The organism is Mycobacterium shimoidei (assembly GCF_900417275.1).
GTDB classification, from domain to species: domain Bacteria; phylum Actinomycetota; class Actinomycetes; order Mycobacteriales; family Mycobacteriaceae; genus Mycobacterium; species Mycobacterium shimoidei.
This window is the reverse complement of the sequence record NZ_UEGW01000001.1, coordinates 3,352,573-3,376,008: the sequence shown is the minus strand read 5'-3', so window position 1 is coordinate 3,376,008 and position 23,436 is coordinate 3,352,573. Positions and strand designations below refer to the sequence as shown.

Sequence of the window (23,436 nt, the reverse complement as noted above, 5' to 3'; positions counted from 1 at the left end):
CACCGCGGAGAAGTTCGAGTAGCCCGCGCGGTGAACGCAGAGTCAGCGCGAAATAGGCTCACCCGCATGTCTGCTCCCCTGCTGTTGCTGGACGGCGCCAGCATGTGGTTTCGCTCTTACTACGGAGTGCCGTCGTCGATCACGGGCCCGGACGGGCGCCCGGTGAACGCGGTCCGCGGCTTTTTGGATTCGATGGCGCTGGTGATTACCCGGCAGCGGCCGACCCGATTGGTGGTGTGCCTGGATCTGGACTGGCGCCCTCAGTTCCGGGTTGACCTCATCCCGTCGTACAAGGCGCACCGAGTCGAGCAACAGAAGCCGGCGGGCGAACCCGACGTCGAGGAGGTGCCAGATGAGTTGTCCCCGCAGGTGGAGATGATCGAGGAAATTCTCGACGCGTTCGGCATCTGTACCGGCGGGGCGGCAGGTTTCGAAGCCGACGATGTGATCGGCACGCTGGCCGCGCGGGAACGTCGCGACCCCGTCGTCGTTGTCAGCGGCGATCGCGACCTGCTGCAGGTGGTCGCCGACGATCCGGTGCCGGTGCGGGTGCTCTACCTGGGCCGGGGGCTGACCAACGCCACGCTACTGGGGCCGGTCGAGGTGGCCGAACGTTACGGGGTGCCCGTCGAGCGGGCCGGACCGGGCTATGCGGAGCTGGCGTTGCTGCGCGGAGACCCCTCCGACGGCCTACCCGGGGTACCGGGTGTCGGCGAGAAGACCGCCGCCATGCTGCTGGCACACCATGGCTCGTTGGCGGCGATCCTGGCCGCGGTGGATAACCCGAAATCGTCACTGTCTAAGGGTCTTCGGCGAAAACTGCGCGAGGCGGCCGACTATCTCGAGGCCGCCGAAGCGGTCGTGCGGGTGGCGACCGACGCGCCGGTCGAGTTGTCGACGCCGACCGATGCGCTGCCGTTGACGGCGGCCGATCCCGCGGCCACCGCAGAGTTGGCCGGCCGCTTTGGCGTCACGTCATCGATCGCCCGGCTGCAAAAGGCGCTCGATTCGCTGCCCGGATGAGCTAGTCGTCAGCTACTTGGGCCGGCCGACCTCGTAGGTGCCCTTGTTGTCCTGAAAGGTCACCGTCAACTGCCGCTTGGCGCCGTCGATGCTGACGCTGCACTCGAAGCTGTTGCCCTTTTTCACGACGGGGTCTTCCCCGTCGTTGCACTTGACGTCTTTGACGTTCTTGGCGCCGTAACCGTTGGTCTCGTCGGACAGGATCTGCTGCACGCCGGCCTGCGCCTTGTTGATGTCGAGCTTGGTGGTCACGAAGAAGCCGGGCTGCCAGAAACCCAGCACCAAGACGACCGCGACCACGATCGCGGCGAACACCCCGATCACCGTGCCGATCACCGCGCGCGAACGCGGGGAACCGGCGGGCGTCGGACCGTATTGACCGGGCTGCTGTGGATATTGGCCGGGTGGGCCGTACGGGGCCGGCTGCGTGTACTGGCCGGGTTGGGTGTACTGCCCCGGCTGACCGTACTGGCCCGGCTGCGTGTATTGGCCGGGCTGCGTGTACTGGCCCGGTTGCGCATATGCGCCTTGCTCGCCGTATTGGCCGGGCTGCGCGTAGGCGCCCGGTTGCGGATACGCCGGGTAGTACTGCCCCGGCTGCTGATACGGCGAGTACTCGGTGGGCGTGTACGCGGGCTGCTGCCAGGCCGGCTGCTCACCGGTTGGCTGCTGCCAGGGCGATCCCTGCGTGGTGGGCTGTTCGCCGGACGGCTGCTGCCAGGGCGACCCCTGCTCGGTTGACTGGTCGTTGGTTTGCTGATCGTCACCCTGGGGCGGCTGCCACGGCTGCGTCGGGTCAGGTCCTTGTGGTCCGCTCATCGGTGTTCTGGGTCCTCTCAGTCCTGGCAGTACCTAAATGCAGGCCTATCTAACCGTAGCCGCGGCACAGCCTACCCGGCATCAACCGCGACGACGCCGCGCCGAATTGCGTCGATCGCCCGTTTGGCGCAGACACTGAGCTCCGGTTGCGGAGCGGCGTTGCGGACCTGGTCCAGCAGGTCGAGCACCTGCCGGCACCACCGCACGAAATCCCCGGCGGACAATGGCGAGCCGCTGCTCTCGGCGTCGGCGGCGGACAGCGCCGCAGCCAGGTCACCGCTACTGGCCCACCGGTAGATCGCGGCCACAAAACCCTCGTCGGTCTCGCGGCTCGGCGTGATGCGGTGTCGTTGCTCGTCGGCGCGCAGCTCCTCAGACAGCCGGCGTGTTCGATTCAGCGCCCGTCGCAGCGGCGCGGGCAGCGACTCCGGGCGCCCCGCCGGCCCCCGACCGTCGCCACCGCGGGATTCGTAGAGCACCGCGGAGAGCACCGCGGCCAATTCCGCGGGGCGCAGATCGGTCCACGCCGCAGTGCGCAGGCACTCGGCGACCAGCAAATCGCTTTCGCTGTAGATCCGGGCCAGCAGCCGGCCATCCTCGGTCACCCGCGGATCGTCGCCGGCAAGCTCATTGCGCCGCTCTCCCCCGCAAGCGGGAGGTGCCCCCGCCTCATCGCTGCGCTCTGCATCGTCGCCGGCGCGCTCGATGAATCCACGCTCGGTGAGCAACCCGACGATGCGGTCGAAGGTGCGGGCCAACGAATTGGTGGCGGCGGCCACCTTCTTCTGCAGCTGGGCGTTGTCCCGTTCGATGCGCAGGTAACGCTCGGCGACCCGCATGTGGGCCTCGCGGTCGGCCATCCGGTGGGCCGGGTGGCGGCGTAGCTGTTCGCGCAGCGCCGCCAACTCCGGATCGATGTCGGGACCATCGGATGCGGCGCCCTTTCGTCGGCCGCGGTTAGGTGCGGGCACCAGCCCGGCGGCCGCCGACCGCAGCGCCGACGCCAAGTCCCGGCGTACCCGCGGCTGACGGTGTTCGACCCGCTTGGGCAACGTCATCGAGCCGACCGGTGTCGCGGCGCCGGAGTAGTCGGCCGACGAAATCCGGCCCGCCCAGCGGTGTTCGGTGAGCACCAACGGGCGTGGATCCAGGCTGTCCTTGTCCGACTCGAGCACCACGGCCAGACCGTTGCGACGGCCGTGCGGGATAGTGATGATGTCGCCGCGGCGCAGCGCCGCCAGCGCATCGTTGGCCGCCTGCCGTCGCTGCAACCGCGACGCGCGGGCCTGCGCACGCTCGCGTTGCGAGATCTGTTCGCGCAGCCGGGCATAGGAGAGGATCGGCGCGTCCTTACCGCCTAACTCGGCGGCGATCTCGTCGAGCATCCGCTCGCCGCGCTCAACGGCGCGGACCAGGCCGACAACCGAACGGTCGGCCTGATATTGCGCAAACGACCGTTCCAGTAGCCGGTGGGCTTGTTGCGGCCCCATCCGGTGGACCAGGTTGATCGTCATGTTGTACGACGGGGCGAACGAGCTACGCAGCGGAAAGGTGCGGGTGGAGGCCAGCCCGACGACTTCGGCCGGTTCTATATCGGGATGCCAGATCACCACGGCGTGGCCCTCGACGTCGATACCGCGCCGGCCCGCCCGCCCGGTCAGCTGGGTGTACTCCCCCGGTGTCAGCGGCACATGCTGCTCACCGTTGAACTTGACCAGCCGCTCGAGCACCACGGTCCGCGCCGGCATGTTGATTCCCAACGCCAAAGTCTCGGTGGCGAACACAGCCTTGATCAGTCCGGCGGTGAACAGCTCCTCGACGGTGTGCCGGAACACCGGTAGCAGCCCGGCATGATGGGCTGCCAAACCCCGCAACAGACCCTCGCGCCACTCGTAGTAGCCGAGCACATCCAGATCGTCGTCGGCCAGATCGCCACAGCGGTGGTCGATTACCTCCGCAATCCGCGCCCGGTCCTCTTCGGTCGTCAACCGCAACGACGAGCGCAGACACTGGGCGACCGCAGCGTCGCATCCAGCGCGAGAGAACACGAACGTGATCGCCGGCAGCAGGCCGTCGCGGTCCAGTGCCGCAATGACATCCGGCCGCGACGGCGGACGGTACATGCTGGGCCGACCGCGGCGCCGAGGCCCACGCCAATCGGCCAACCGCTCCGCTTCCCGGCGATGTGCGATGTGGCGCAACAAGTTTGGATCGACCCGAGGTTTGGCCTTGGTGTCGGCGGCGTCGTAGTCGAACAGGTCGAAGAGACGCTTGCCGACCAGCATGTGCTGCCACAGCGGCACCGGGCGGTTCTCGTCGACCACCACCGTGGTGTCGCCGCGCACCGTCTGAATCCAGCCGCCGAACTCCTCGGCGTTGCTCACCGTTGCCGACAGGCTGACCAGGCGCACCTCGTCGGGCAGATGCAAGATGACCTCTTCCCACACCGCGCCGCGCATCCGGTCGGCGAGGAAATGCACCTCGTCCATGACCACATGCGAAAGCCCTTGCAGCAGAGGTGAATCAGCGTAAAGCATGTTGCGCAGCACTTCGGTGGTCATCACCACTACCGGCGCATTGGCGTTGATGGACAAATCGCCGGTAAGCAGCCCGATGCGGTCTTTGCCGTAACGCGCGACAAAGTCGGTGTGCTTCTGATTGGACAGCGCCTTCAGTGGCGTGGTGTAGAAGCATTTGCCGCCCGCGGCCAACGCCAGGTGCACCGCGAATTCGCCGACCACGGTCTTGCCGGCTCCGGTGGGCGCGCATACCAGCACACCGTGGCCGCGTTCGAGGGCCGTGCACGCCTGCTGCTGGAAACCGTCGAGCGGAAAAGGCAGCTCGGCGGTGAACCGGGCCAGTTCGCTCACGGGGCTTCCCTCCCCGGCCAGGGGGCACAGTTGTACGTTGCCACCGGCGTGTCGGCGTACAAACACGCCCGCTCGCGGCAATGGCGAAGGGGAACGGGCTTAGGTGACGTCTTCATGCAGGACCGACGGAGGCTCGATGGTGGAGGCTTCCTCGTCGGGGATCGCAGCGAGCGCCTCGCGCTTGGCTTTCCGCTTGTCGTGCACCCGGGCGATCTGGATGGACAGTTCCAGCAGCAGGGTCAGTGCCAGCCCCAGCGCCGTCATCGAGAACGGGTCGGATCCGGGTGTGAAGACCGCCGCGAAGCAGAACATCGCGAAGATCAGCCCGCGCCGCCACGACCGCAGACGTTCATAGCTGAGCACCCCGACCAGATTGAGCATGACGATCAGCAGCGGGAATTCGAAGCTGATCCCGAACACCAGCAGCAGGTTGATCAAAAAGCCGAAATACCGGTCGCCGGACAGCGCGGTCACCTGCACGTCGCTGCCGACGGTCAACAAGAAGCGCAAGGCTTTGGCCAGCACCAGGTAGGCCAGCACCGCCCCGGCCACGAACAGCACCGCCGCCGGGACCACGAACGCCACCGCGAACCGGCGCTCCTTGCGGTACAGGCCCGGCGTGATGAACGCCCACAGTTGATACAGCCACATCGGGCAGGCCAGCACGATGCCGGCGGTCGCCGCCACCTTGAGCCGCAACATGAATTGGTCGAACGGGGCGGGGGCCAGCAAGCGGCATTGCCCGTCGGCGCTGATGTCCGCGCGCGCCGACGGCGGTAACGCGCAGTAAGGGTGGCGCAGCCATTCGCCGAGGCTTTCCAGCCCGAACGGTCCGTGCGAATACCAGACGAATCCGACCGCGGTGGTGGCCAGGATGGTGCCCAGTGAGATCAGCAGCCGGGTGCGCAACTCCGTCAAGTGGTCGACCAGCGACATCGTTGCGTCGGGATTGGTGCGGCTGCGCCGCAAGCGCGGATCGAGCCGCCTGAATAAACCGGTGGTGCGCACGGTCAGTTAGGCGCGACAGCGCCGTGGCGATGCCGGGCTATGCCGATCGCCCGTCGGCCGCCGGCGGATCGACCCGCTCAGCCTGCACGTTGGCGGTCGTTTCCGACTTGTGTTCGTTCTGCAGCTCACGGACCTCGGATTTGAAGATTCGCAACGACTTGCCCAGCGAACGCGCGGCGTCAGGGAGCCGCTTGGCACCGAACAGCACGACCACGACGACCGCGAGGATCGCCCAGTGCCACGGACTTAGACTGCCCACTTTGGTTACCTCCAGACGTCCACTCGATGCTACCGCGCCGCGGCCTGGTAGACCGTCAGGGCGGCCGCGGCGGCGTCGCGCACCCGCTGGGCCAGCCCCTCCGGGGCCAGCACCTGCACCGTCGCCCCGAGCCCCAGCACCAGGCGTGTCAACCAGTCGTCGGAGGCATAAGTCATTTCGGCCTCGCAGTAACCGTCAGGGAGGTCGCGCAGCAGCCGCATCGGGTAGTACTCGAACATCCACGACGCCTGCGGCGCCAGTCGCAGCGTGGCCGACGGCAGCGACGGATCAGCGTTAAACAGCGAGGTGTCCGGGGGTGCCTGCAGCGTGGGCTCCGGGGGCGCCGCCGGCTCGTCGAGGACGGTGGCGTCGACGATCCGGTCGAATCGAAACAGCCGGACCCCTTCGGCTTCCCGTGACCAGGCCTCCAGGTAGCTGTGGTCGCCGATCACCACCACCCTGATGGGGTCGACGACCCGGGTGGACAGCGTGTCGTGTGAGGCGGCGTAGTAGTCCATCGTCAACGCGTGGTTGGTGCGCACCGCTTCGCGTACCGCGGCGGCGGCCTGGCTTTCGATGGGCGCCTGCTCATCGACCGCCGCCGCGGCGCCGCGGGCGGCGACGCCGGCCGCGGTTTCGATCTTGGCGATGGCGCTGCGGGCCGCGTCCGGATCGAGCACGCCGGGGATATCGGCGAGTGCTCGCAGCGCCACCAGCAGCACGGTTGCTTCCGGCGACATCAGCCGCAGCGGCTTGTCGACGCCGGCCGAGAACGTCACCTCGACGGTGTCGCCGGAGAAGTCGAAATCGATCAGGTCGCCGGGGCCGTAGCCGGGCAGGCCGCACACCCACAGCTGATCGAGGTCTTTCTCGAGTTGCTCGACGGTCACGCCGAGGTCACTGGCGGCCTCTGCCTTGGTGATCCGCGGGTTGGCCTGAAAATACGGCACCATGTTGAGCAGCCGCACCAGCCGCGTCGACACGGGGGTCATGTAGCCGCCTCCAGGTGGGCTTGGAGGCGCGCCAACACTTCCTCGCGCAGCGACTCCGGTTCCAGCACAACCGCATCGGCGCCGTAGCCGGCGATTTCGCGGGTCACCCGATCGGTGGATCCGACGTCGAGTTCGATCACTTCTCCGTCGCGGCCCGCCAACTGGCGCGGCCCAAGCGATGTCCCGGCGCGCCGCAGCGCGGTGGCCCGTCCGTCAGCGACCCACACTTGGGCCCGCACTCCGCTGGGCGTCTCAGCCACCGCGTCGCGCACGATCGCGCGCACGTCGACGCCGTCCGGGCGGATGACGGCCCCGCGCGGGCCGACCGGTGTGACGGGTTCGCCGATTCGGGACAACCGGAACACCCGGGTGGCGTCGCGGTCGCGGTCGTGCCCGACCAGATACCAGCGACCCTTGTCGGTGACCACTCCCCAGGGTTCGACGGTGCGGACGGTGTAGGGATCGGTGCGCGACGACCGGTGCGGAAATTGCACGGCTTGACCGGCGTCGATCGCCGACAGCAGGGCGCCCAGACAGCTCTCGGATCCGCGCACGCCGGCCGGCGCGCCCGCCGACGCGATGGTCACCGGCGCGTCCGGGTCGACATCGACCCCTGCGGCCCGCAACTTGAGCAGCGCGCTCTGGGTGGCGGTGATCAACTCCGGCGACTCCCACAGCTGGGTGGCCACCGCCACCGCGGCGGCTTCTTTCGGGGTCAGCTCGACGGCGGGCAGCGCATAGGCGTCCCGGTTGATGCGGTAGCCCTCGACGGGATTCAGCGGGGACACCTTGCCCGTCTCCAGCGGGATGCCCAGATCGCGCAACTCGTTCTTGTCCCGTTCGAACATTCGCGAGAACGCTTCGTCGCTGGGGCTGTCGCCGTAACCGGCCACGCTGGAACGGATCTTCTCGGCGGTGAGATAGCCGTGGGAGGACAACAAAGCGATGACGAGATTCACCAACCGTTCGACTTTGGAGATCGCCACGGACCCACCTTAAATGCCCGTGCTCTGCATCGTCGCCGGGCGAGTTACATGCTGGCGATCAGGCGCTTGACCCGTTCATCGACGGCCCGGAACGGGTCCTTACAGAGCACGGTGCGCTGCGCCTGGTCGTTCAGTTTGAGGTGCACCCAGTCAACGGTGAAGTCGCGGCCCGCGGCCTGTGCCGCACTGATGAACTCACCGCGCAGCCGGGCGCGAGTGGTCTGCGGCGGCGTGTCGACGGCGTCCTCGATTTCCTCGTCGGTGGTGATGCGTGCCGCCAGCCCCTTGCGCTGCAGCAGATCGAACACCCCGCGGCCGCGTTTGATGTCGTGATATGCCAGGTCGAGCTGCGCGATCTTCGGATCGGACAGCTCCATGTTGTAACGGTCCTGGTAGCGCTGGAACAGCTTGCGTTTGACCACCCAGTCGATCTCGGTGTCGACCTTGGCGAAGTCCTGGCTCTCCACGGCGTCGAGCTGCCGGCCCCACAGGTCGACGACCTGCTCGATCTGCGCGTTGGGCTCACGGGTCTGCAGGTGTTCGACGGCGCGGGCGTAGTACTCGCGCTGGATGTCCAGCGCGCTTGCCTGGCGACCGCCGGCCAGCCGCACCGGGCGCCGGCCGGTGATGTCGTGGCTGACTTCACGGATGGCCCGGATCGGGTTGTCCAGCGAGAAATCCCGGAAAGCCACGCCGGCTTCGATCATCTCCAGCACCAACGCCGCGGTGCCCACCTTGAGCATGGTGGTGGTTTCACACATGTTGGAGTCGCCGACGATGACGTGTAGGCGCCGGTACTTCTCGGCGTCGGCGTGCGGCTCGTCCCGGGTGTTGATGATCGGCCGGCTGCGGGTGGTCGCGCTCGAAACACCCTCCCAGATGTGCTCGGCGCGCTGGCTCAGGCAGAAGGTGGCCGCCTTGGGCGTCTGCAGCACTTTGCCGGCTCCGCAGATGAGTTGGCGGGTGACCAGGAAAGGCAGCAACACATCGGAGATCCGGGAGAACTCGCCGGCCCGCACGATCAGGTAATTCTCGTGGCAGCCGTAGGAGTTACCCGCCGAGTCGGTGTTGTTCTTGAACAGGTAGATATCGCCGCCGATGCCCTCGTCGGCGAGGCGCTGCTCGGCGTCGACGAGCAGGTCTTCCAGCACCCGCTCGCCGGCGCGGTCGTGGGTGACCAGCTGGACCAGGCTGTCGCACTCGGCCGTCGCGTACTCGGGGTGGCTTCCCACGTCCAGGTACAGCCGCGCCCCGTTGCGCAGAAACACGTTGGAGCTGCGCCCCCAGGACACCACCCGGCGGAACAGGTAGCGAGCAACCTCGTCGGGGCTGAGACGTCGATGCCCGTGAAACGTGCAGGTGACACCGAATTCGGTCTCGATGCCCATGATTCGCCGCTGCACGTGATCGAGCGTACTGGTTGTCAGACGGCGGCGGTGGCGCGCCGCGCGCGGAAGCGTGTTTTCGTGCCGGTCAGGGCGCCGCCGCCAAGCGCATCCGGACGGCCATCAGGATGACGCCGAGCGCGTTTCCGCCGGGAAGGGCCCGGTGCTCCTCGCAACTACACGACCCCCACACCTGGTCGTGCCAGGTGTTCCCCTCGACCAGCAGCGACCCCTGCGTCGCCAGCAGCCGGCGCGCCAACTCGGGGTTGTGGTCGAACTTGGCAGTGACCACCTCTTCCATCACCGCAAACTTCTGAACGTCCCAACCGTCGACATACGGCGCGGCCCGGCCGAGGGCCTTGGCACGGGCCGGGTCGTCCGCGGCGCGGATGGCCGCGATCGCGGCGGGATCACGGGTTTTGGCGGCCGCGAAAGCGTGCTCACTGGTCGGGTACAGCCAGCCCCGATGCGGCGTGGGCGCCGGCGCGAAGTTCGACAAAAACAGGTATTCCCCGCTGAAAGAGTCGATCACCGGGATGCGCAGCGTGCTCGTCGGGCGCCTCCAGGTCGTGTCTAGCCGTCCGCTTTCTCGTCCTGCGCCGATTTCTTCGACGCCGAATTCGATTCGGGCAGCAGCGCTTCCAGTGCCGACCCGGTAATGCGACGGAATGCGCGGCGCGGCCGGTTGGCATCCAAGATCGCCACCTCTAAGAGCGACACGCCCAGCGCGGGCTGATCACCGCCGTTGCCGCTGCCCGCCCGCAGCGCCCCGACCGCCATGCGCACGGCGTCACCCAAGTCGGCGTTTTCGGCGTAGGAGTCTTTGAGCGCGGCAGCGATCGGCTCCGTCGTGCCGCCCATCACCACGAAGTGCGGCTCGTCGTTGATCGACCCGTCGTAGGTAATCCGGTACAGCTCAGGCGGCTTCGACTCGCCGTAATGCGCGACCTCAGCCACGCACAACTCCACCTCGTAGGGCTTGGCCTGTTCGGTGAAGATGGTGCCCAGGGTTTGCGCGTAGACGTTGGCCAACTGCCGGCCGGTGACGTCACGCCGGTCGTAGGCGTAGCCGCGGGTGTCGGCGAATTGGATGCCGCCGCGACGCAGGTTGTCGAATTCGTTGAACTTGCCGGCGGCGGCGAAACCGACCCGGTCGTAGAGTTCGCTGATCTTTTGCAGTGAGCGCGACGGGTTTTCGGCCACGAACAACACCCCGCCTGCGTAGGCCAACGCGACTACGCTCTTGCCCCGGGCGATGCCCTTGCGCGCGAGCTCGCTGCGCTCGCGCATCGCCTGCTCGGGTGAAATGAAATACGGGAAGCTCATGAGTCACCACGCTTCGCGTCGGGGCCGAAAGTATCTGCACGAGACCGACTTTCGATGACCTCACGTGCCAGTTCGGCGATACGCGACTCGGGTACGTCGACGGCACCCTCAGCTCCGATGGTGACCGCGGTGGGATAGATCCCGCGGACCAGATCCGGTCCGCCGGTGGCCGAATCGTCGTCGGCGGCGTCGTAAAGGGCTTCGATTGCGACCCGCAGCGCGGAGTCGACGTCGGTGACCTGCGAGTACAGCTTCTTCATCGACGACTTGGCGAAGATCGACCCCGATCCCACCGCCTGGTAGCCCTCTTCCTCCAGGTTCCACCCGCCGGCTGCATCGAATGACACGATTCGGCCGGCCTTGTCCGGCTCCGGGTCGTCGATGTCATAGCCCACCAGCAGTGGCAGCGCCACCAGGCCCTGCAGCGCCGCCCCGAGATTCCCGCGCACCATGATCGCCAGCCGGTTGACCTTGCCGGCGAACGTCAGCGGCACACCTTCCAGCTTCTCGTAGTGCTCGAGTTCCACCGCGTACAGCCGGGCGAACTCGACGGCGACTGCGGCCGTTCCGGCGATCCCGGTCGCGGTGTAGTCATCGGTGATGTAGACCTTTTTGACGTCCCGGCCGGCGATCATGTTGCCCTGCGTCGAGCGCCGGTCCCCGGCGATGAGAACCCCGCCGGGATATTTCACCGCGACGATCGTGGTGCCGTGCGGGAGCGGTCCGGCACCACCGGGTTCGGCACCGGACGCGCCCGTCGGCAGCAATTCGGGCGCCTGACGGCGCAGCAAGTCAGCGAACGAGGACAGGTCTATTGGGGTAGCGGGAACTCCGGGGAGTGCTGAATTGGTGGCCGGGCGATTCTGAAACGGCCAGGTCACTGTCCGCCCTTTTGGACGTACGCGCGCACAAAGTCCTCGGCGTTCTCTTCGAGAACGTCGTCGATCTCGTCGAGCAGATCGTCGGTTTCCTCGGTCAGCTTCTCGCGACGCTCCTGGCCCGCGGCCGTGCTGGCGATCAGGTCGTCGTCCTCACCGCCGCCACCGCCACGCTTGGTCTGCTCCTGAGCCATCGCTGCCTCCTGCGTTGTCATCGGCGGGCGCATCACGCGCCCACCGGTCCTTCTAGCCTACCGGTCGACTACGACCTTTCCCCGGGTAACGAAGCTCACGTCGTCAGTTGTTCCACCAGTTCCACGGCGCTGTCCACCGAGTCCAGCAGCGCTCCGACGTGCGCCTTGCTGCCCCGCAGCGGTTCCAGTGTCGGGATACGGACCAGCGAATCGCCACCCAAATCGAAGATCACCGAGTCCCAGCTGGCTGCCGCGATGTCGGCCCCGAATCGGCGCAGGCACTCACCGCGAAAGTAGGCCCGGGTGTCCGTCGGAGGGTTGTCCACCGCGTTGAGCACCTGCTGTTCTGTGACCAAACGGCGCATCGAGCCGCGGGCCACCAGGCGGTTGTACAGCCCCTTGTCCAGCCGCACATCGGAGTACTGCAGATCGACCAGGTGCAGCCGGGGCGCCGACCAGCTCAGGTTTTCCCGGTGCCGGAACCCCTCGAGGATTCGCAGCTTGGCCGGCCAGTCCAGCAGTTCGGCGCAATCCATCGGATCGCGCTCAAGCTGATCGAGGACCTGAGCCCAGGTTTGCACGATGTCCGCGGCCCGCGGATCCGGGTCGCGAGAGTCCACCAGCTTAGCCACCCGATCCAGGTAGATCCGTTGCAGCGCAAGGCCGGTCAGTTCACGTCCGTCGGCCAGCGCAACAGCGGTGCGCAGCGACGGGTCCCGGCTGATGGCGTGCACCGCGTGCACGGGCCGGGCCAGCGCCAGGTCGCTCAGGTCTAGGTTGTGTTGCGGGCCTTCCTCGATCAAATCGAGGACCAGCGCGGTGGTGCCCAGCTTCAGATATGTCGAGGTTTCGGCGAGGTTGGCGTCGCCGATGATCACGTGCAGCCGGCGGTACCGATCGGCGTCGGCGTGCGGTTCGTCTCGGGTGTTGATGATGCCGCGCTTGAGCGTGGTTTCCAGCCCCACCTCGACCTCGATGTAGTCCGCGCGCTGCGACAGCTGGAAGCCCGGCTCGTCGCCGGACGGCCCGATACCGACACGACCAGACCCGGTGACCACCTGGCGGGACACCAGAAACGGGGTCAGCCCGGCGATGACGGCCGAAAACGGCGTCTGGCGGCTCATCAGGTAGTTCTCGTGTGAACCGTAGGAGGCGCCCTTGCCGTCGACGTTGTTTTTGTACAGCTGCAGCTTGACCGCCCCCGGCACGCTGGCGACGTGGCGGGCCGCGGCCTCCATGACCCGCTCGCCGGCCTTGTCCCAGATCACGGCATCCAGCGGGTCGGTGCACTCCGGGGCCGAATATTCCGGGTGAGCGTGGTCGACGTAGAGCCGTGCGCCGTTGGTGAGGATCATGTTGGCCGCGCCGACCTCGTCGGCGTCGACAACCGGTGGCGGGCCGGCCGAGCGGCTCAGGTCGAAGCCGCGGGCGTCGCGCAGCGGCGACTCCACCTCGTAGTCCCAGCGGGTGCGTTTGGCCCGCTGAATGCCGGCGGCCGCGGCGTAGGCCAATACCGCCTGGGTGGAGGTCAGGATCGGGTTCGCGGTCGGGTCTGACGGCGACGAAATGCCGTACTCGACCTCGGTCCCGATAATCCGTTGCATGCCATAAAGCCTAGGCGTGGCGACGACGCGGGCCGGTTGCGGCCCGCTGAGAAGCCGCGCAATCCAATCCAGCGTGGCGACGACGCGGGCCGGTTGCGGCCCGCTGAGGAGCCGCTGTGGGGGTACCGCCCAGCGTTGCGCCGGCCTGTGAGCTGGCAACAGTTTGCGAAACCTTCGCTAACGGGTGAGCGTAACCATTGACGCAGGTGACACGGATTGATTACCTTCGCGCTGGTGTCCGCAGACGCGCTGCGCGAACCCGTAACCGGCTTGTCGGGGAAGCGTTACGGCGAGGTGCTCCTGATAACCCCCGGTGAAGCGGGCCCACAGGCGAGCGTGTACAACAGCTTCCCGCTCAACGACTGTCCCGCCGAACTGTGGAATGCCCTCGATCCGCGCGCCATCGCGGCCGAAAACGGGGTGGCCGCAGCCCTGCTCAACGGGCCGCGGTATTGGCTGATGAACAGCATCGAGAAGGCGCCCCAGGGTCCGCGGCTGATCAAGAATTTCGGTGGCATCGAGATGGAGCTGCAAGCCACCGTCTTGCTGACAGCACTGAACCCGGTGCCCTACACCGCAAATCAGGTCAACCGTCACACCGTCTTCACTTTTGACGCCGGCGAAGAGATCTACGAACTGCACGACCCCGCTCTGCGGCGCTGGGTGATGCAGACCTGGAGCCAGATCGTGGATCCCAACCTGTCGCGGGCCGACTTGCCCAAGCTCGGCGAGCGGCTCAACCTGCCGGAGGGATGGACCTACCAGTCACGAGTGCTGGACAGCCCGTTGCGGATTGACACGACCACCCACGCCGCCCAAGTCCTGCAGGACGATCTGGCCAACAGCTATTCGCTGTTCAGCGGCTAGGCGCGCGACCGCCCTTCGCCGCGAGCGTGCACAACCGTACGGGATTTACGGCGTGCCGGCGTGCAACCGCGCACGCTCGCGGGGAAAAGGGGCGCTACAGGTACTGGCCCAGGTTCGATTCGGTGTCGATCGCGCGAGACGCGCTCGAGCTCTTGCCGGTGACCAGGGTGCGGATGTAGACGATCCGCTCGCCCTTCTTGCCCGAAATCCGCGCCCAGTCATCAGGATTCGTGGTGTTGGGCAGGTCTTCGTTCTCGGCGAACTCGTCGACGATCGAGTCGAGCAGGTGTTGGATGCGCAGACCCGGCTGCCCGGTTTCCAGCACCGACTTGATCGCGTTCTTCTTCGCCCGATCGACGACGTTCTGGATCATCGCCCCGGAGTTGAAGTCCTTGAAGTACATGACTTCCTTGTCGCCATTGGCGTAGGTGACTTCCAGGAACCGGTTGTCGTCGATCTCGGCGTACATGCGGTCGACGACCTTTTCGATCATCGCCTTGATGCACAGCGAGCGGTCGCCGCCGAACTCGGCCAGATCGTCGGCGTGCACCGGCAGATCCTCGGTCAGGTACTTCGAGAAGATGTCTTGCGCGGCCTCGGCGTCCGGGCGCTCGATCTTGATCTTGACGTCGAGACGGCCCGGCCGCAGGATCGCCGGATCGATCATGTCCTCGCGGTTGGAGGCGCCGATGACGATGACGTTCTCCAGGCCCTCCACACCGTCGATCTCGCTCAGCAACTGCGGAACGACCGTCGTCTCCACATCGGAACTCACCCCGGTGCCGCGGGTGCGGAAGATCGAGTCCATCTCGTCGAAGAACACGATCACCGGCGTGCCCTCCGAGGCCTTCTCGCGGGCCCGCTGGAAGATCAGCCGGATGTGCCGCTCGGTCTCGCCGACGAACTTGTTCAGCAGTTCGGGCCCTTTGATGTTCAGGAAGTACGACTTGGCCTCGCGCGCGTCGTCACCGCGGACCTCGGCCATCTTCTTGGCCAGCGAGTTGGCGACGGCCTTGGCGATCAACGTCTTCCCGCAGCCGGGCGGGCCGTAGAGCAGCACGCCTTTGGGCGGGCGCAGCGCATACTCGCGGTACAGCTCCTTGTGCAGGAACGGCAGCTCCACAGCGTCGCGGATCTGCTCTATCTGGCGGGTCAGGCCGCCGATGTCTTCGTAGGTGACATCCGGCACCTCTTCCAGCACCAGGTCTTCGACCTCGGCCTTGGGGATGCGCTCGAATGCGTACCCGGCCTTGGTGTCCACCAAGAGGGAATCGCCTGGCCGCAGCTTTCGCGGCCGGGTGTCGTCGTTGAGCGCGTCCGGAACGCCGTCGGGCAAGTTCTCGGCCACCAGCGGCTCAGCCAGCCAGACAATGCGCTCCTCGTCGGCGTGCCCCACGACCAGTGCCCGATGGCCGTCGGCCAGGATTTCACGCAGGGTGGAGATCTCGCCGACCGATTCGTAGTTCCCGGCCTCGACGACGGTCAGCGCCTCGTTGAGCCGAAGCGTCTGTCCCTTCTTGAGCGTCTTGACGTCGATGTTCGGCGAGCACGTCAACCGCATTTTGCGCCCGGAGGTGAACACGTCGACGGTGCCGTCGTCGTGGGCGCCCAACAGCACGCCGTACCCGCTGGGCGGCTGCCCGAGCCGGTCGACCTCTTCGCGCAGCGCCAGCAGCTGCTGCCGGGCTTCCTTGAGCGTTTCCATCAACTTGGAGTTGCGTGCCGCGAGCGAGTCAATGCGTGCCTCGAGCTGGTGCACGTCGCGCGCGCTGCGTGCCGCACCTTGTGACCCGACGGCGTTCTCTAGCTGCTCGCGCAGCATCGCCGCCTCGCGCCGCAACTCTTCCAGCTCGGTGGCGTCGTCGTCCGACAGGTCGCTGGACAAGTCCCGATCGCGCGGGGCTCCGAACGCTTCACGCTCTGATTCACTCATGTGGCGCTCCTTTCCCGCACCGGAAAATGGCACGGCGGATACTCCAACGCTACCGGCGATTTCCGTTTCATGCGGGATCTCGAAATAGGGCACGCTCGCATCAGAGTTAACATGACATTCCGTTCGTCTGATCGAGAGGACAACTGTGCTCGTGAAATCCTTTGCCACCAGTGTTGCTGCCGTCGCCGCGGTCGGTACAGCAGCCGCCGGTGTGACTTTTGCTGCATCCGTCGGCACAGCCGAGCCACAGGTGCAGCCAGTGGTCTTCGGTGCGCCATTCCCGCAGGATCCAGCGGCCGACGTACCCAGCCCGGGCGAGCTGATTACTGTCCTCAACGGATTGCAAAACCCCGGTGTTCCCTTTGCGAACAAGAGCTATTTGGTCGAGGGCGGCGTCGGCGGCGTCGAAGCGCGCCTCGCCGATCGGGAACTTCAGAAGGCCGCCCAAAAGGGCTCGTTGCCACTTTCATTCAACGTGGCCAATATCGTCCCGGTCGGTCCGGGTGCGGCCTCGGCCGACGTCACCGCGTCCGGTCCGAACACCGCGCCGACCACCCAGAACATCACGTTCGTGAACCAGGGTGGCTGGAAGTTGTCCCGCGCCTCGGCGATGTCGCTGGTGCAGCAATTCCAGGCAGCGGCCTGACTACGGCAGGATGCCTTGCTGGTTTCCAGACCACGCGTAGCCGCTTTGAGCGCCGCCACGGTTGTGGCGGCGCTCGGGCTATCGGCGTGTTCCGGGAACTCCGCAGCTCCGCGGCCAACCGACCCGCTTGCCGGAAACGGTGAGTCCGACTCGGTCGCGTCGGCGACCGCGTCTCCGCTGCCGCCGTCGCCGGTGACGCCGACGCCCGCACCGGCTGCCCCGATGCCGGCGCCCGACGCCCTCACCGAGGTGCTGTATCGCCTGGCCGACCCGTCCGTGCCGGGTACTGAGAAGCTGAACCTCGTCGAAGGTGCAACGCCGGACAACGCCGCGACGCTGGACAAATTCGCTACCGCGCTGCTCGACGGCGGATATGCCCCGATGACCTTCCTCGCGCGCGACATCGTGCGGTCCGACCGCAACCCGGCCGACGTGGTGGCCACCGTCGACGTCACCACACCCAGCGGGGACGCGAGTGGTTTCTCATTCCCGATGGAATTCAAGCCCTACCAGGGCGGCTGGCAACTCTCGCAGCGCACCGCACAAATGCTGCTGGCGTTCGGCTCCTCGCAGACCGCACCTACCCCTCCACCCCCTTCACCAAGCCCGTAATCGGTCGAAATGTGGCTCGGCTGGCTCGAATTCGATTTGCTGCTCGGTGATGTCCGGTCACTGAAGCAGAAGCGCTCGGTAGTCCGCCCGCTGGTGGCCGAGCTGCGGCGAAAATACTGCGTGTCCGCCGCCGAAACCGGATCGCAGGACCTGTACCGGCGGGCGGGAATCGGCGTGGCCATCGTGTCGGCCGACCGCGGGCACACTGTCGAGGTGCTCGACGCGGCCGAGCGGCTGGTGGCCGCACATCCGGAGTTTGCGTTGCTGTCGGTGCGCCGCGGGTTGTCGCGCAGCGACGACTGAATTTTGCTCAGCGCTTGCGACGCAACGGGGTCGGTGCGACGGTGCCGGGAGCGAGCCGGCGCGCCGACACCAGAAATCCGGTATGGGCTCGCATGTTGTGCTGCGGGCGTACAGCCAGGCCGACGACATTCCACTCGCGCTGCAGCGACTCCCAGGCGCGTGGTTCGGTCCAGCACTGCTGCTCGCGCAGTGCCTCCACCGTCTTGGACAGCTGCGTGACGGTGGCCACGTAGATCATCAGCACACCGCCGGGAATCAACACCCGCGCGACCGCGTCGAGCACGTCCCATGGCGCCAGCATGTCGAGCACGACCCGGTCGATCGACCCGGCCGCAAGGTCACATTCGGCGAGGTCTGCGACCACCAGCTGCCAGTTGTCCGGTGGCCCGCCGGCGAACGCCTCCACATTTCGGCTGGCGTGCTCGGCGTGGTCGGCACGTATTTCGTAGGAGATCACCTTCCCGTGCGGCCCGGCCGCGCGCAGTAGCGAGCAGGTCAACGCGCCCGAACCGGCGCCGGCTTCCAGGACTCGCGCGCCGGGAAAGATGTCGCCCTCGTGCACGATCTGGGCCGCGTCTTTGGGATAGACCACCTGGGCGCCCCGGGGCATGGACATGACGTAGTCCACCAGCAGCGGGCGTAGCACCAGAAACTGGTCACCGTTGCTGGATTTGACCACGCTGCCCTCGGGCAGCCCGATCACCGTGTCGTGTGCGATGGCGCCGCGATGGGTGTGAAATTCGCCGCCGGGAGTCAGCAACATCGTGTAATGGCGGCCCTTGGCGTCGGTCAGTTGAACGCGATCGCCGACGGTGAACGGGCCGCTTGCGGACACAATTGCCTAGCCTGCCAGCCGACGCGCCGACGTTGCTGCGCGGGGTTGTCGTGCCCCGGCTCTAGGCTGCCGGTTATGCGTGAGCCGGACGGTGCCAGGCCGCGGCCGGCGCTGTCACCGTCACGTGCGGCTGATTTCAAGCAGTGCCCGCTGTTGTATCGATTCCGTGCCATCGACAAGCTGCCGGAGCCGCCGTCGACCGCCCAGCTGCGGGGATCGTTGGTACACGCCGCGCTGGAGCTGCTGTACGGTCTGCCGGCCCCGCAGCGGGTCCCCGACACCGCCCGGGCGCTGGTGACCCCGGCCTGGGAGCAGCTGGTCGCCGAATACCCCGACTTGGCCGGGGAGTTCAGCGCCGATGACTGTGCCGTTCTGCTCGACGAGGCCCGCGCGCTGCTGTCCGGTTATTACCGGCTGGAAGACCCGACCCGGTTCGACCCGCAAAGCTGCGAGCAGCGCGTCGAGGTCGAACTCGCCGACGGCACACTGCTGCGGGGGTTCATCGACCGGATCGACGTGGCCGCCACCGGCGAGCTACGGGTGGTGGACTACAAGACCGGCAAAGCGCCGCCGGAGGCGCGCGCGCTCGCCGAATTCAAGGCACTGTTTCAGATGAAGTTCTACGCCGTCGCGGTGCTGCGCTCCCGGGGCCTGCTGCCTAAGCGGCTTCGGCTTATCTACCTCGCCGACGGCCAGCTGCTGGACTACACCCCCGACGAAGACGAGTTGCTGCGCTTCGAGAAGACGTTGATGGCGATCTGGCGGGCTATCCGAACAGCCGCAGCCACTGGCGATTTCCGGCCCCGGCCGTCGAAACTGTGTGACTGGTGCGCCCATCAGGCGCACTGTCCGGAATATGGTGGAACACCGCCGCCCTATCCCGGCTGGCCGGAGCATCCCGAAGAGGGCGGGCAGGACGCGGTTTTGCGCCGCGCGGATCCCGCGGCGTGAACCACTGTCACTACCGCCGGCTGCCCGGCGAGGGCGAGTTCTTGCGGTTCGAGTCCACCGACTTCACCCGCAGCAACTGGGCGGCTGACCTTCAGCACGGCTCACCGCCACTGGCGCTGCTTACCAAGGCCATCGAGGAGCGGTTGACCGATTCCCCGCTGCGGATCGCCCGGCTCAGCCTCGATATCCTCGGCGCCATCCCGGTCGCCCCGGTCGCGGTGCGAGCTTGGGTGGAACGGCCCGGCAGGCGAATCTCCTTGCTGGCCGCCGAAATGCGGCACGGTGACCGCGCGGTGGCACGGGTGAGCGCCTGGGCGCTTGCCACCAGCGACACCGCCGACGTAGCGACCGACCGGTACCCACCGCTGGTGGAGGGCCCCACCGAGCCGCTGCCGCCGCACTGGTGGAACGTCCGCGGCTACCTGGAATCGGTACGGTGGCGCCCACAGCCCGACGATCCAACAGGGTCGGCGGTGTGGTGGCTGAGTCCGCGGGTCAATCTCGTCGACGCCGAGGACACCACGTCGTTGCAGCGGCTGGCCATGGTCGTCGACTCCGCCAACGGCGTGGGTGCGGCGCTGCACCCGGCGCAGTTCGTCTTCATGAACACCGACACCGTCGTGCACCTGCATCGGGCACCGCAGGGCGCAGACTTCGGGTTGCGAGCCCGCGGCTCGATCGGGCCCGACGGTATCGGGGTGACCACCGCCGAAATCTTCGACCGCACCGGGTTTATCGGGACTTCAGCGCAGACGCTTCTGGTCCAGCGCAGGCAAGAAATGGCTTGAAATGCCTTGTTACAGAACGCCTGTCGTCGCGGCGATAGCGAATCCACCTAGCACCGCAACCGCATCCTCGAGCAGCGCGACCGGCAGGTCGCGGCCACGCGATGCCAGCCGGGTGCGCGCTTCGTAGCCGCCCAGGGTGCCCAGGACCGCACCGATCGCGCCCGCTCCGAGTGCACCCCATTTGTAGCCCCATGCTGTGCCGATGACCGCGCCGGCAAAGGCGCCCAAGACGATCCGGGCCGCGAACGACGGCGCCGAAGTGCGACTCGGTGCTTTGGGAAGCTTGTCGAGGACCAGTTCGCCGACCGCCAGGATGCTGAGGACGGCCACCGTGATGGGATGGCCCACCCAGGCCGCCCACGTCCCGTCCAGGTTGATCCAGTGCAGCACGGCCGCCCATGCCACGACCGCCGGCGCGGTCAGAGACCGTAATCCGGCGACAACACCGATCAACAGAGCTAGCAGCAGGACATACACGTGCGTCACGGATAACCTCCTGGGCGTCGGCCCCTTAGCCGGACGCTAACACAGCGAGGACATTCAGACGGGGTGGACAAGATCAAAATCGGCAAAACCTGATGTCGGACGCCAAAATCGCCTTGGCTCCGATCGCGGCGAGTTGGTCCATGATCGCGTTGACGTCACGACGCGGGACCAGCGCACGCACCGCCACCCACTCCGGGTCGGCCAGCGGTGCGATCGTCGGAGACTCCAGCCCGGGTGTGATCGATGTGGCGTCGTCGAGCACCGACCGCGGACAGTCGTAATCCAGCATCAAATACTGCTGGCCGAACACCACGCCCTGCACCCTGGCTACCAGTTGGTCACGGGCCGGGCTGCTTTGCGCGCCGCCGTCGCGTTCGATAAGCACTGCCTCCGAATCACACAGCGGCTCACCGAATGCCGCCAAGTTGTGCAGACTCAACGTTCGGCCCGACCCGACCACGTCGGCGATGACGTCGGCGACCCCCAGCTGCACTGAAATCTCCACCGCTCCGTCGAGTCGGATGACGGTCGCTTCAATCCCCTTGGCGGCCAGATCTTTACGCACCAAATTGGGGTAAGCCGTCGCGATCCGTCGCCCGGCCAGGTCAGCGGTAGTCCAGTCACGACCGACGGGGGCGGCGTAGCGAAAGCTGGACGACCCGAATCCCAAAGCCAACCGCTCGCGCACCGGCGCTTCGGACTCGCGGGCCAGATCGCGTCCGGTGATGCCGAAATCGAGCTCCCCCGACCCCACATAAATCGCGATGTCTTTGGGCCGCAAGAAGAAGAATTCGACATTGTTCACCGGGTCGAGGACGGTCAGATCCTTGGGGTCGGTGCGACGACGATATCCGGCCTCGGCGAGGATTTCGGTGGCCGGTTCGCTCAGCGCTCCCTTGTTGGGAACGGCGATCCGCAGCATTCCCATCACAGCTTCCGATACACGTCGTCGAGCGTGAGGCCGCGGGAGATCATCAGCACCTGCGTCCAATACAGCAGCTGGCTGATCTCCTCCGCGAGTGCGTCATCGGATTCGTGTTCGGCGGCCAACCACACCTCACCGGCCTCCTCCAGGATCTTCTTGCCCAGCGTATGCACCCCGGCGTCCAGCGCGGCGACGGTGCCGCTGCCGGCCGGGCGGGTGCGGGCGCGTTCGCCGAGTTCGGCGAACAGATCCTCGAAGCTCTTCACGGGCAGCGATTGTTTCATGCGGCGGTCAGCAAAGTCACGGCAGTTTCGGTCGGTGGGACGTCAGGCCTCGTGTGGCCAGTCGGCGGGCATGTCCTCCAGCGACACGCCGTTGGTCTCGGGCACCCAGCGCCACACGAACAGAAACGACACCACCGCAGCCAGCATGTAGAACGCGTACGCGCCGCCGAGCATGTGGCGCAGCGCCGGGAAAGTTCCGGTCACCATCGCGTTGGTGACCCACTGTCCGGTGGCCGCGAGCCCCGCTGCGGCGGCCCGGATGCGGTTGGGGAACAGCTCACCCAGCAGCACCCACAGCACCGGGCCCCAGGAGACCCCGAACGCGACGACGAAAAGATTCGCCGCGACCAACGCAACCACCGCAGACGTTCCGGCGAGGTGCGGCTTGCCGTCGAGGATCGGCGCGCCGCCGAAGACAACCGTGAGCGTCGCCAGCATCACTGCCATGCCCGATGACCCGAAGAGCAACAACGGTTTGCGGCCAACCTTGTCGATCAAAACGATCGCCACCAAGGTGATGACGACGTTGACGATGGCTGTGATCACAGCGATGGTGAACGACCATTCCGCGCCGAAGCCGACGTGCTCCCACAGCGCATCGGAGTAGAAGAAGATGACCGTGATGCCGACCAGTTGTTGAAAAACCGCCACACCCAGCCCCACCCACACGACGCCGTACAGACCACCGGTCGGTTTGCGCAGATCGCGCCACGACGGTGGCGCTTCTCGCCGCAGCGTCTCGGCGATCCGTGTGATGGTGGTGTCCACGTCATCCTCACCGAGCAGCATCGATAGCACCCGGTGAGCTTCTGGAATACGTTGGGAAGCAACGAGATAGCGCGGCGACTCCGGAATGGTGAATACCAGTACCCCATACGCGATCGCCGGAACCGCCTCGCCGAGGAATGTCCATCGCCAGGCCGGCAGCCCCAGCCACCAGTCGCCGAGCGGGCCGCCCGCGAGGTGAAATGGCAGCCAGCTCACCGCCAGAGCCAGGAAAATGCCGGAGACGATGGCCAGCTGCTGCAGCGAGCCGAGCCGGCCGCGGATGCGCTCCGGCGAGATCTCGGCAATGTAGGCCGGGCCGATGACCGACGCCACCCCGATACCGAGGCCGCCCACCACGTGGAACGTGATGAACATCCAGATGCTGTTCGCCAAGCCGGTGCCCAGGCCACAGGCCAAAAACAGGACCGCGGCGAGCTTCATCAGCGCCAACCGCCCGCTGCGGTCCGCGATCCGCCCGGCGATCGTTGCGCCCACCGCGGCCCCGAGCAATCCCGAGGCCACCGCCAGCCCGAGCGCGGCGTTGCCAATCTTGAACTGAGCCTCCAGCGCTTTCACCGCGCCATTGGTCACCGAAACGTCGTAGCCGAACAACAGCCCGCCGATCGCGGCCACCGACGCGAACCGAAGGGCGTGACCGGACGTATCCCCGGCGGAAACGTCGTCAACCATCCCG

The 23,436-nt window shown here is 66.8% G+C and carries 25 protein-coding genes; 7 read left to right on the top strand and 18 right to left on the bottom strand.

Features of this window, described 5'->3' with window-relative positions; all coding sequences use genetic code 11:
- The first annotated feature begins 66 nt into the window (after positions 1–66).
- A complete protein-coding gene (locus MSP7336_RS16300) occupies positions 67–1,023 on the top strand; it encodes a 5'-3' exonuclease (RefSeq protein ID WP_113964127.1) in 957 nt (318 codons plus the stop codon).
- Between the two features lie 12 nt (positions 1,024–1,035).
- Here the strand turns inward: MSP7336_RS16300 and MSP7336_RS16295 are convergent, their stop codons facing one another.
- The 12 genes from MSP7336_RS16295 to dop form a co-directional block, all read right to left on the bottom strand.
- Positions 1,036–1,842, bottom strand: coding sequence for a DUF4333 domain-containing protein (locus MSP7336_RS16295; protein ID WP_069398011.1), 807 nt, complete (start codon positions 1,840–1,842; stop codon positions 1,036–1,038).
- Between the two features lie 71 nt (positions 1,843–1,913).
- On the bottom strand, positions 1,914–4,712 hold the full coding sequence (locus MSP7336_RS16290) for a DEAD/DEAH box helicase (protein WP_181786800.1): 2,799 nt from the start codon (positions 4,710–4,712) through the stop codon (positions 1,914–1,916).
- A gap of 99 nt (positions 4,713–4,811) precedes the next feature.
- Positions 4,812–5,720 carry a twin-arginine translocase subunit TatC gene (gene tatC / locus MSP7336_RS16285; RefSeq protein ID WP_113964125.1) on the bottom strand — a complete coding sequence of 303 codons (909 nt, stop codon included), beginning with the start codon at positions 5,718–5,720 and terminating at the stop codon, positions 4,812–4,814.
- A gap of 37 nt (positions 5,721–5,757) precedes the next feature.
- On the bottom strand, positions 5,758–5,979 hold the full coding sequence (gene tatA, locus MSP7336_RS16280; protein WP_069398013.1) for a Sec-independent protein translocase subunit TatA: 222 nt from the start codon (positions 5,977–5,979) through the stop codon (positions 5,758–5,760).
- A 29-nt stretch (positions 5,980–6,008) separates the two neighbouring features.
- Entirely contained in the window at positions 6,009–6,971 is a 963-nt protein-coding gene (locus tag MSP7336_RS16275; RefSeq protein WP_113964124.1) for a helix-turn-helix transcriptional regulator, read from the bottom strand.
- The gene (locus MSP7336_RS16270) at positions 6,968–7,957 is read right to left on the bottom strand and encodes a helix-turn-helix transcriptional regulator (protein ID WP_113964123.1); all 990 of its coding nucleotides are present in this window, start codon (positions 7,955–7,957) and stop codon (positions 6,968–6,970) included. The genes MSP7336_RS16275 and MSP7336_RS16270 overlap by 4 nt, the downstream gene beginning before the upstream one ends.
- Before the next feature lie 44 nt (positions 7,958–8,001).
- Positions 8,002–9,360 carry a Pup--protein ligase gene (gene pafA, locus MSP7336_RS16265; RefSeq protein ID WP_113964122.1) on the bottom strand — a complete coding sequence of 453 codons (1,359 nt, stop codon included), beginning with the start codon at positions 9,358–9,360 and terminating at the stop codon, positions 8,002–8,004.
- 70 nt (positions 9,361–9,430) lie between these two features.
- Positions 9,431–9,874, bottom strand: a complete 444-nt coding sequence (locus MSP7336_RS16260; protein WP_181786798.1) for a riboflavin biosynthesis intermediates N-glycosidase — start codon at positions 9,872–9,874, stop codon at positions 9,431–9,433.
- 41 nt (positions 9,875–9,915) lie between these two features.
- Positions 9,916–10,668 carry a proteasome subunit alpha gene (gene prcA / locus MSP7336_RS16255; protein WP_069398017.1) on the bottom strand — a complete coding sequence of 251 codons (753 nt, stop codon included), beginning with the start codon at positions 10,666–10,668 and terminating at the stop codon, positions 9,916–9,918.
- On the bottom strand, positions 10,665–11,549 hold the full coding sequence (prcB, locus tag MSP7336_RS16250) for a proteasome subunit beta (protein ID WP_069398018.1): 885 nt from the start codon (positions 11,547–11,549) through the stop codon (positions 10,665–10,667). The genes prcA and prcB overlap by 4 nt, the downstream gene beginning before the upstream one ends.
- A complete protein-coding gene (locus MSP7336_RS16245) occupies positions 11,546–11,740 on the bottom strand; it encodes a ubiquitin-like protein Pup (protein WP_069398026.1) in 195 nt (64 codons plus the stop codon). Before MSP7336_RS16245 ends, prcB begins: the two co-directional genes overlap by 4 nt.
- A gap of 95 nt (positions 11,741–11,835) precedes the next feature.
- Positions 11,836–13,344: a pup deamidase/depupylase gene (dop, locus tag MSP7336_RS16240; RefSeq protein WP_181786795.1), complete on the bottom strand. Its 1,509-nt coding sequence runs from the start codon at positions 13,342–13,344 to the stop codon at positions 11,836–11,838.
- Between the two features lie 249 nt (positions 13,345–13,593).
- Here dop and MSP7336_RS16235 point away from each other — a divergent pair, with 249 nt between their 5' ends.
- Entirely contained in the window at positions 13,594–14,211 is a 618-nt protein-coding gene (locus MSP7336_RS16235) for a hypothetical protein (RefSeq protein WP_113964965.1), read from the top strand.
- 94 nt (positions 14,212–14,305) lie between these two features.
- On the opposite strand, the gene arc is transcribed toward MSP7336_RS16235, so the two are convergent.
- The gene (arc, locus tag MSP7336_RS16230) at positions 14,306–16,144 is read right to left on the bottom strand and encodes a proteasome ATPase (RefSeq protein ID WP_069398028.1); all 1,839 of its coding nucleotides are present in this window, start codon (positions 16,142–16,144) and stop codon (positions 14,306–14,308) included.
- 151 nt (positions 16,145–16,295) lie between these two features.
- Here arc and MSP7336_RS16225 point away from each other — a divergent pair, with 151 nt between their 5' ends.
- Genes MSP7336_RS16225 through MSP7336_RS16215 form a run of 3 tightly spaced genes read left to right on the top strand, consistent with a single transcriptional unit; the run spans position 16,296 to position 17,705 of the window.
- A complete protein-coding gene (locus MSP7336_RS16225; protein WP_113964121.1) occupies positions 16,296–16,790 on the top strand; it encodes an MTB12 family secreted protein in 495 nt (164 codons plus the stop codon).
- Between the two features lie 18 nt (positions 16,791–16,808).
- Positions 16,809–17,402, top strand: a complete 594-nt coding sequence (gene lppK, locus MSP7336_RS16220; RefSeq protein WP_113964963.1) for a lipoprotein LppK — start codon at positions 16,809–16,811, stop codon at positions 17,400–17,402.
- A 9-nt stretch (positions 17,403–17,411) separates the two neighbouring features.
- Positions 17,412–17,705: a DUF503 domain-containing protein gene (locus tag MSP7336_RS16215; RefSeq protein WP_069398021.1), complete on the top strand. Its 294-nt coding sequence runs from the start codon at positions 17,412–17,414 to the stop codon at positions 17,703–17,705.
- A 7-nt stretch (positions 17,706–17,712) separates the two neighbouring features.
- Here the strand turns inward: MSP7336_RS16215 and trmI are convergent, their stop codons facing one another.
- On the bottom strand, positions 17,713–18,540 hold the full coding sequence (gene trmI, locus MSP7336_RS16210) for a tRNA (adenine(58)-N(1))-methyltransferase TrmI (RefSeq protein ID WP_069398022.1): 828 nt from the start codon (positions 18,538–18,540) through the stop codon (positions 17,713–17,715).
- Positions 18,541–18,615: 75 nt separating this feature from the next.
- On the opposite strand from trmI, the gene MSP7336_RS16205 reads away from it, so the two are divergent.
- Positions 18,616–19,491: a RecB family exonuclease gene (locus MSP7336_RS16205; protein WP_113964120.1), complete on the top strand. Its 876-nt coding sequence runs from the start codon at positions 18,616–18,618 to the stop codon at positions 19,489–19,491.
- The gene (locus MSP7336_RS16200) at positions 19,488–20,279 is read left to right on the top strand and encodes a thioesterase family protein (RefSeq protein ID WP_113964119.1); all 792 of its coding nucleotides are present in this window, start codon (positions 19,488–19,490) and stop codon (positions 20,277–20,279) included. The genes MSP7336_RS16205 and MSP7336_RS16200 overlap by 4 nt, the downstream gene beginning before the upstream one ends.
- Before the next feature lie 9 nt (positions 20,280–20,288).
- Here the strand turns inward: MSP7336_RS16200 and MSP7336_RS16195 are convergent, their stop codons facing one another.
- From MSP7336_RS16195 to MSP7336_RS16180, 4 genes are all read right to left on the bottom strand, one after another.
- Positions 20,289–20,765, bottom strand: coding sequence for a glycine zipper 2TM domain-containing protein (locus MSP7336_RS16195; RefSeq protein ID WP_069398111.1), 477 nt, complete (start codon positions 20,763–20,765; stop codon positions 20,289–20,291).
- A 73-nt stretch (positions 20,766–20,838) separates the two neighbouring features.
- Positions 20,839–21,687 (bottom strand): ATP phosphoribosyltransferase, encoded by an 849-nt coding sequence (hisG, locus tag MSP7336_RS16190; RefSeq protein ID WP_069398130.1) that lies wholly within the window; start codon positions 21,685–21,687, stop codon positions 20,839–20,841.
- A 5-nt stretch (positions 21,688–21,692) separates the two neighbouring features.
- Positions 21,693–21,974 carry a phosphoribosyl-ATP diphosphatase gene (locus tag MSP7336_RS16185; RefSeq protein ID WP_069398112.1) on the bottom strand — a complete coding sequence of 94 codons (282 nt, stop codon included), beginning with the start codon at positions 21,972–21,974 and terminating at the stop codon, positions 21,693–21,695.
- Between the two features lie 42 nt (positions 21,975–22,016).
- The gene (locus MSP7336_RS16180) at positions 22,017–23,432 is read right to left on the bottom strand and encodes a sugar porter family MFS transporter (RefSeq protein ID WP_069398113.1); all 1,416 of its coding nucleotides are present in this window, start codon (positions 23,430–23,432) and stop codon (positions 22,017–22,019) included.
- Positions 23,433–23,436 lie beyond the last annotated feature (4 nt).

What these genes read in the sequence shown, in the direction of transcription:
- MSP7336_RS16300 (WP_113964127.1), top strand. Translation starts at nt 67, where the DNA reads ATGTCTGCTCCCCTGCTGTTGCTGGACGGCGCCAGCATGTGGTTTCGC.
- MSP7336_RS16295 (WP_069398011.1), bottom strand. Translation starts at nt 1,842, where the DNA reads ATGAGCGGACCACAAGGACCTGACCCGACGCAGCCGTGGCAGCCGCCC.
- MSP7336_RS16275 (WP_113964124.1), bottom strand. Translation starts at nt 6,971, where the DNA reads ATGACCCCCGTGTCGACGCGGCTGGTGCGGCTGCTCAACATGGTGCCG.
- prcA (WP_069398017.1), bottom strand. Translation starts at nt 10,668, where the DNA reads ATGAGCTTCCCGTATTTCATTTCACCCGAGCAGGCGATGCGCGAGCGC.
- MSP7336_RS16245 (WP_069398026.1), bottom strand. Translation starts at nt 11,740, where the DNA reads ATGGCTCAGGAGCAGACCAAGCGTGGCGGTGGCGGCGGTGAGGACGAC.
- dop (WP_181786795.1), bottom strand. Translation starts at nt 13,344, where the DNA reads ATGCAACGGATTATCGGGACCGAGGTCGAGTACGGCATTTCGTCGCCG.
- arc (WP_069398028.1), bottom strand. Translation starts at nt 16,144, where the DNA reads ATGAGTGAATCAGAGCGTGAAGCGTTCGGAGCCCCGCGCGATCGGGAC.
- MSP7336_RS16215 (WP_069398021.1), top strand. Translation starts at nt 17,412, where the DNA reads ATGTGGCTCGGCTGGCTCGAATTCGATTTGCTGCTCGGTGATGTCCGG.
- MSP7336_RS16205 (WP_113964120.1), top strand. Translation starts at nt 18,616, where the DNA reads ATGCGTGAGCCGGACGGTGCCAGGCCGCGGCCGGCGCTGTCACCGTCA.
- hisG (WP_069398130.1), bottom strand. Translation starts at nt 21,687, where the DNA reads ATGCTGCGGATCGCCGTTCCCAACAAGGGAGCGCTGAGCGAACCGGCC.
- MSP7336_RS16185 (WP_069398112.1), bottom strand. Translation starts at nt 21,974, where the DNA reads ATGAAACAATCGCTGCCCGTGAAGAGCTTCGAGGATCTGTTCGCCGAA.
- MSP7336_RS16180 (WP_069398113.1), bottom strand. Translation starts at nt 23,432, where the DNA reads ATGGTTGACGACGTTTCCGCCGGGGATACGTCCGGTCACGCCCTTCGG.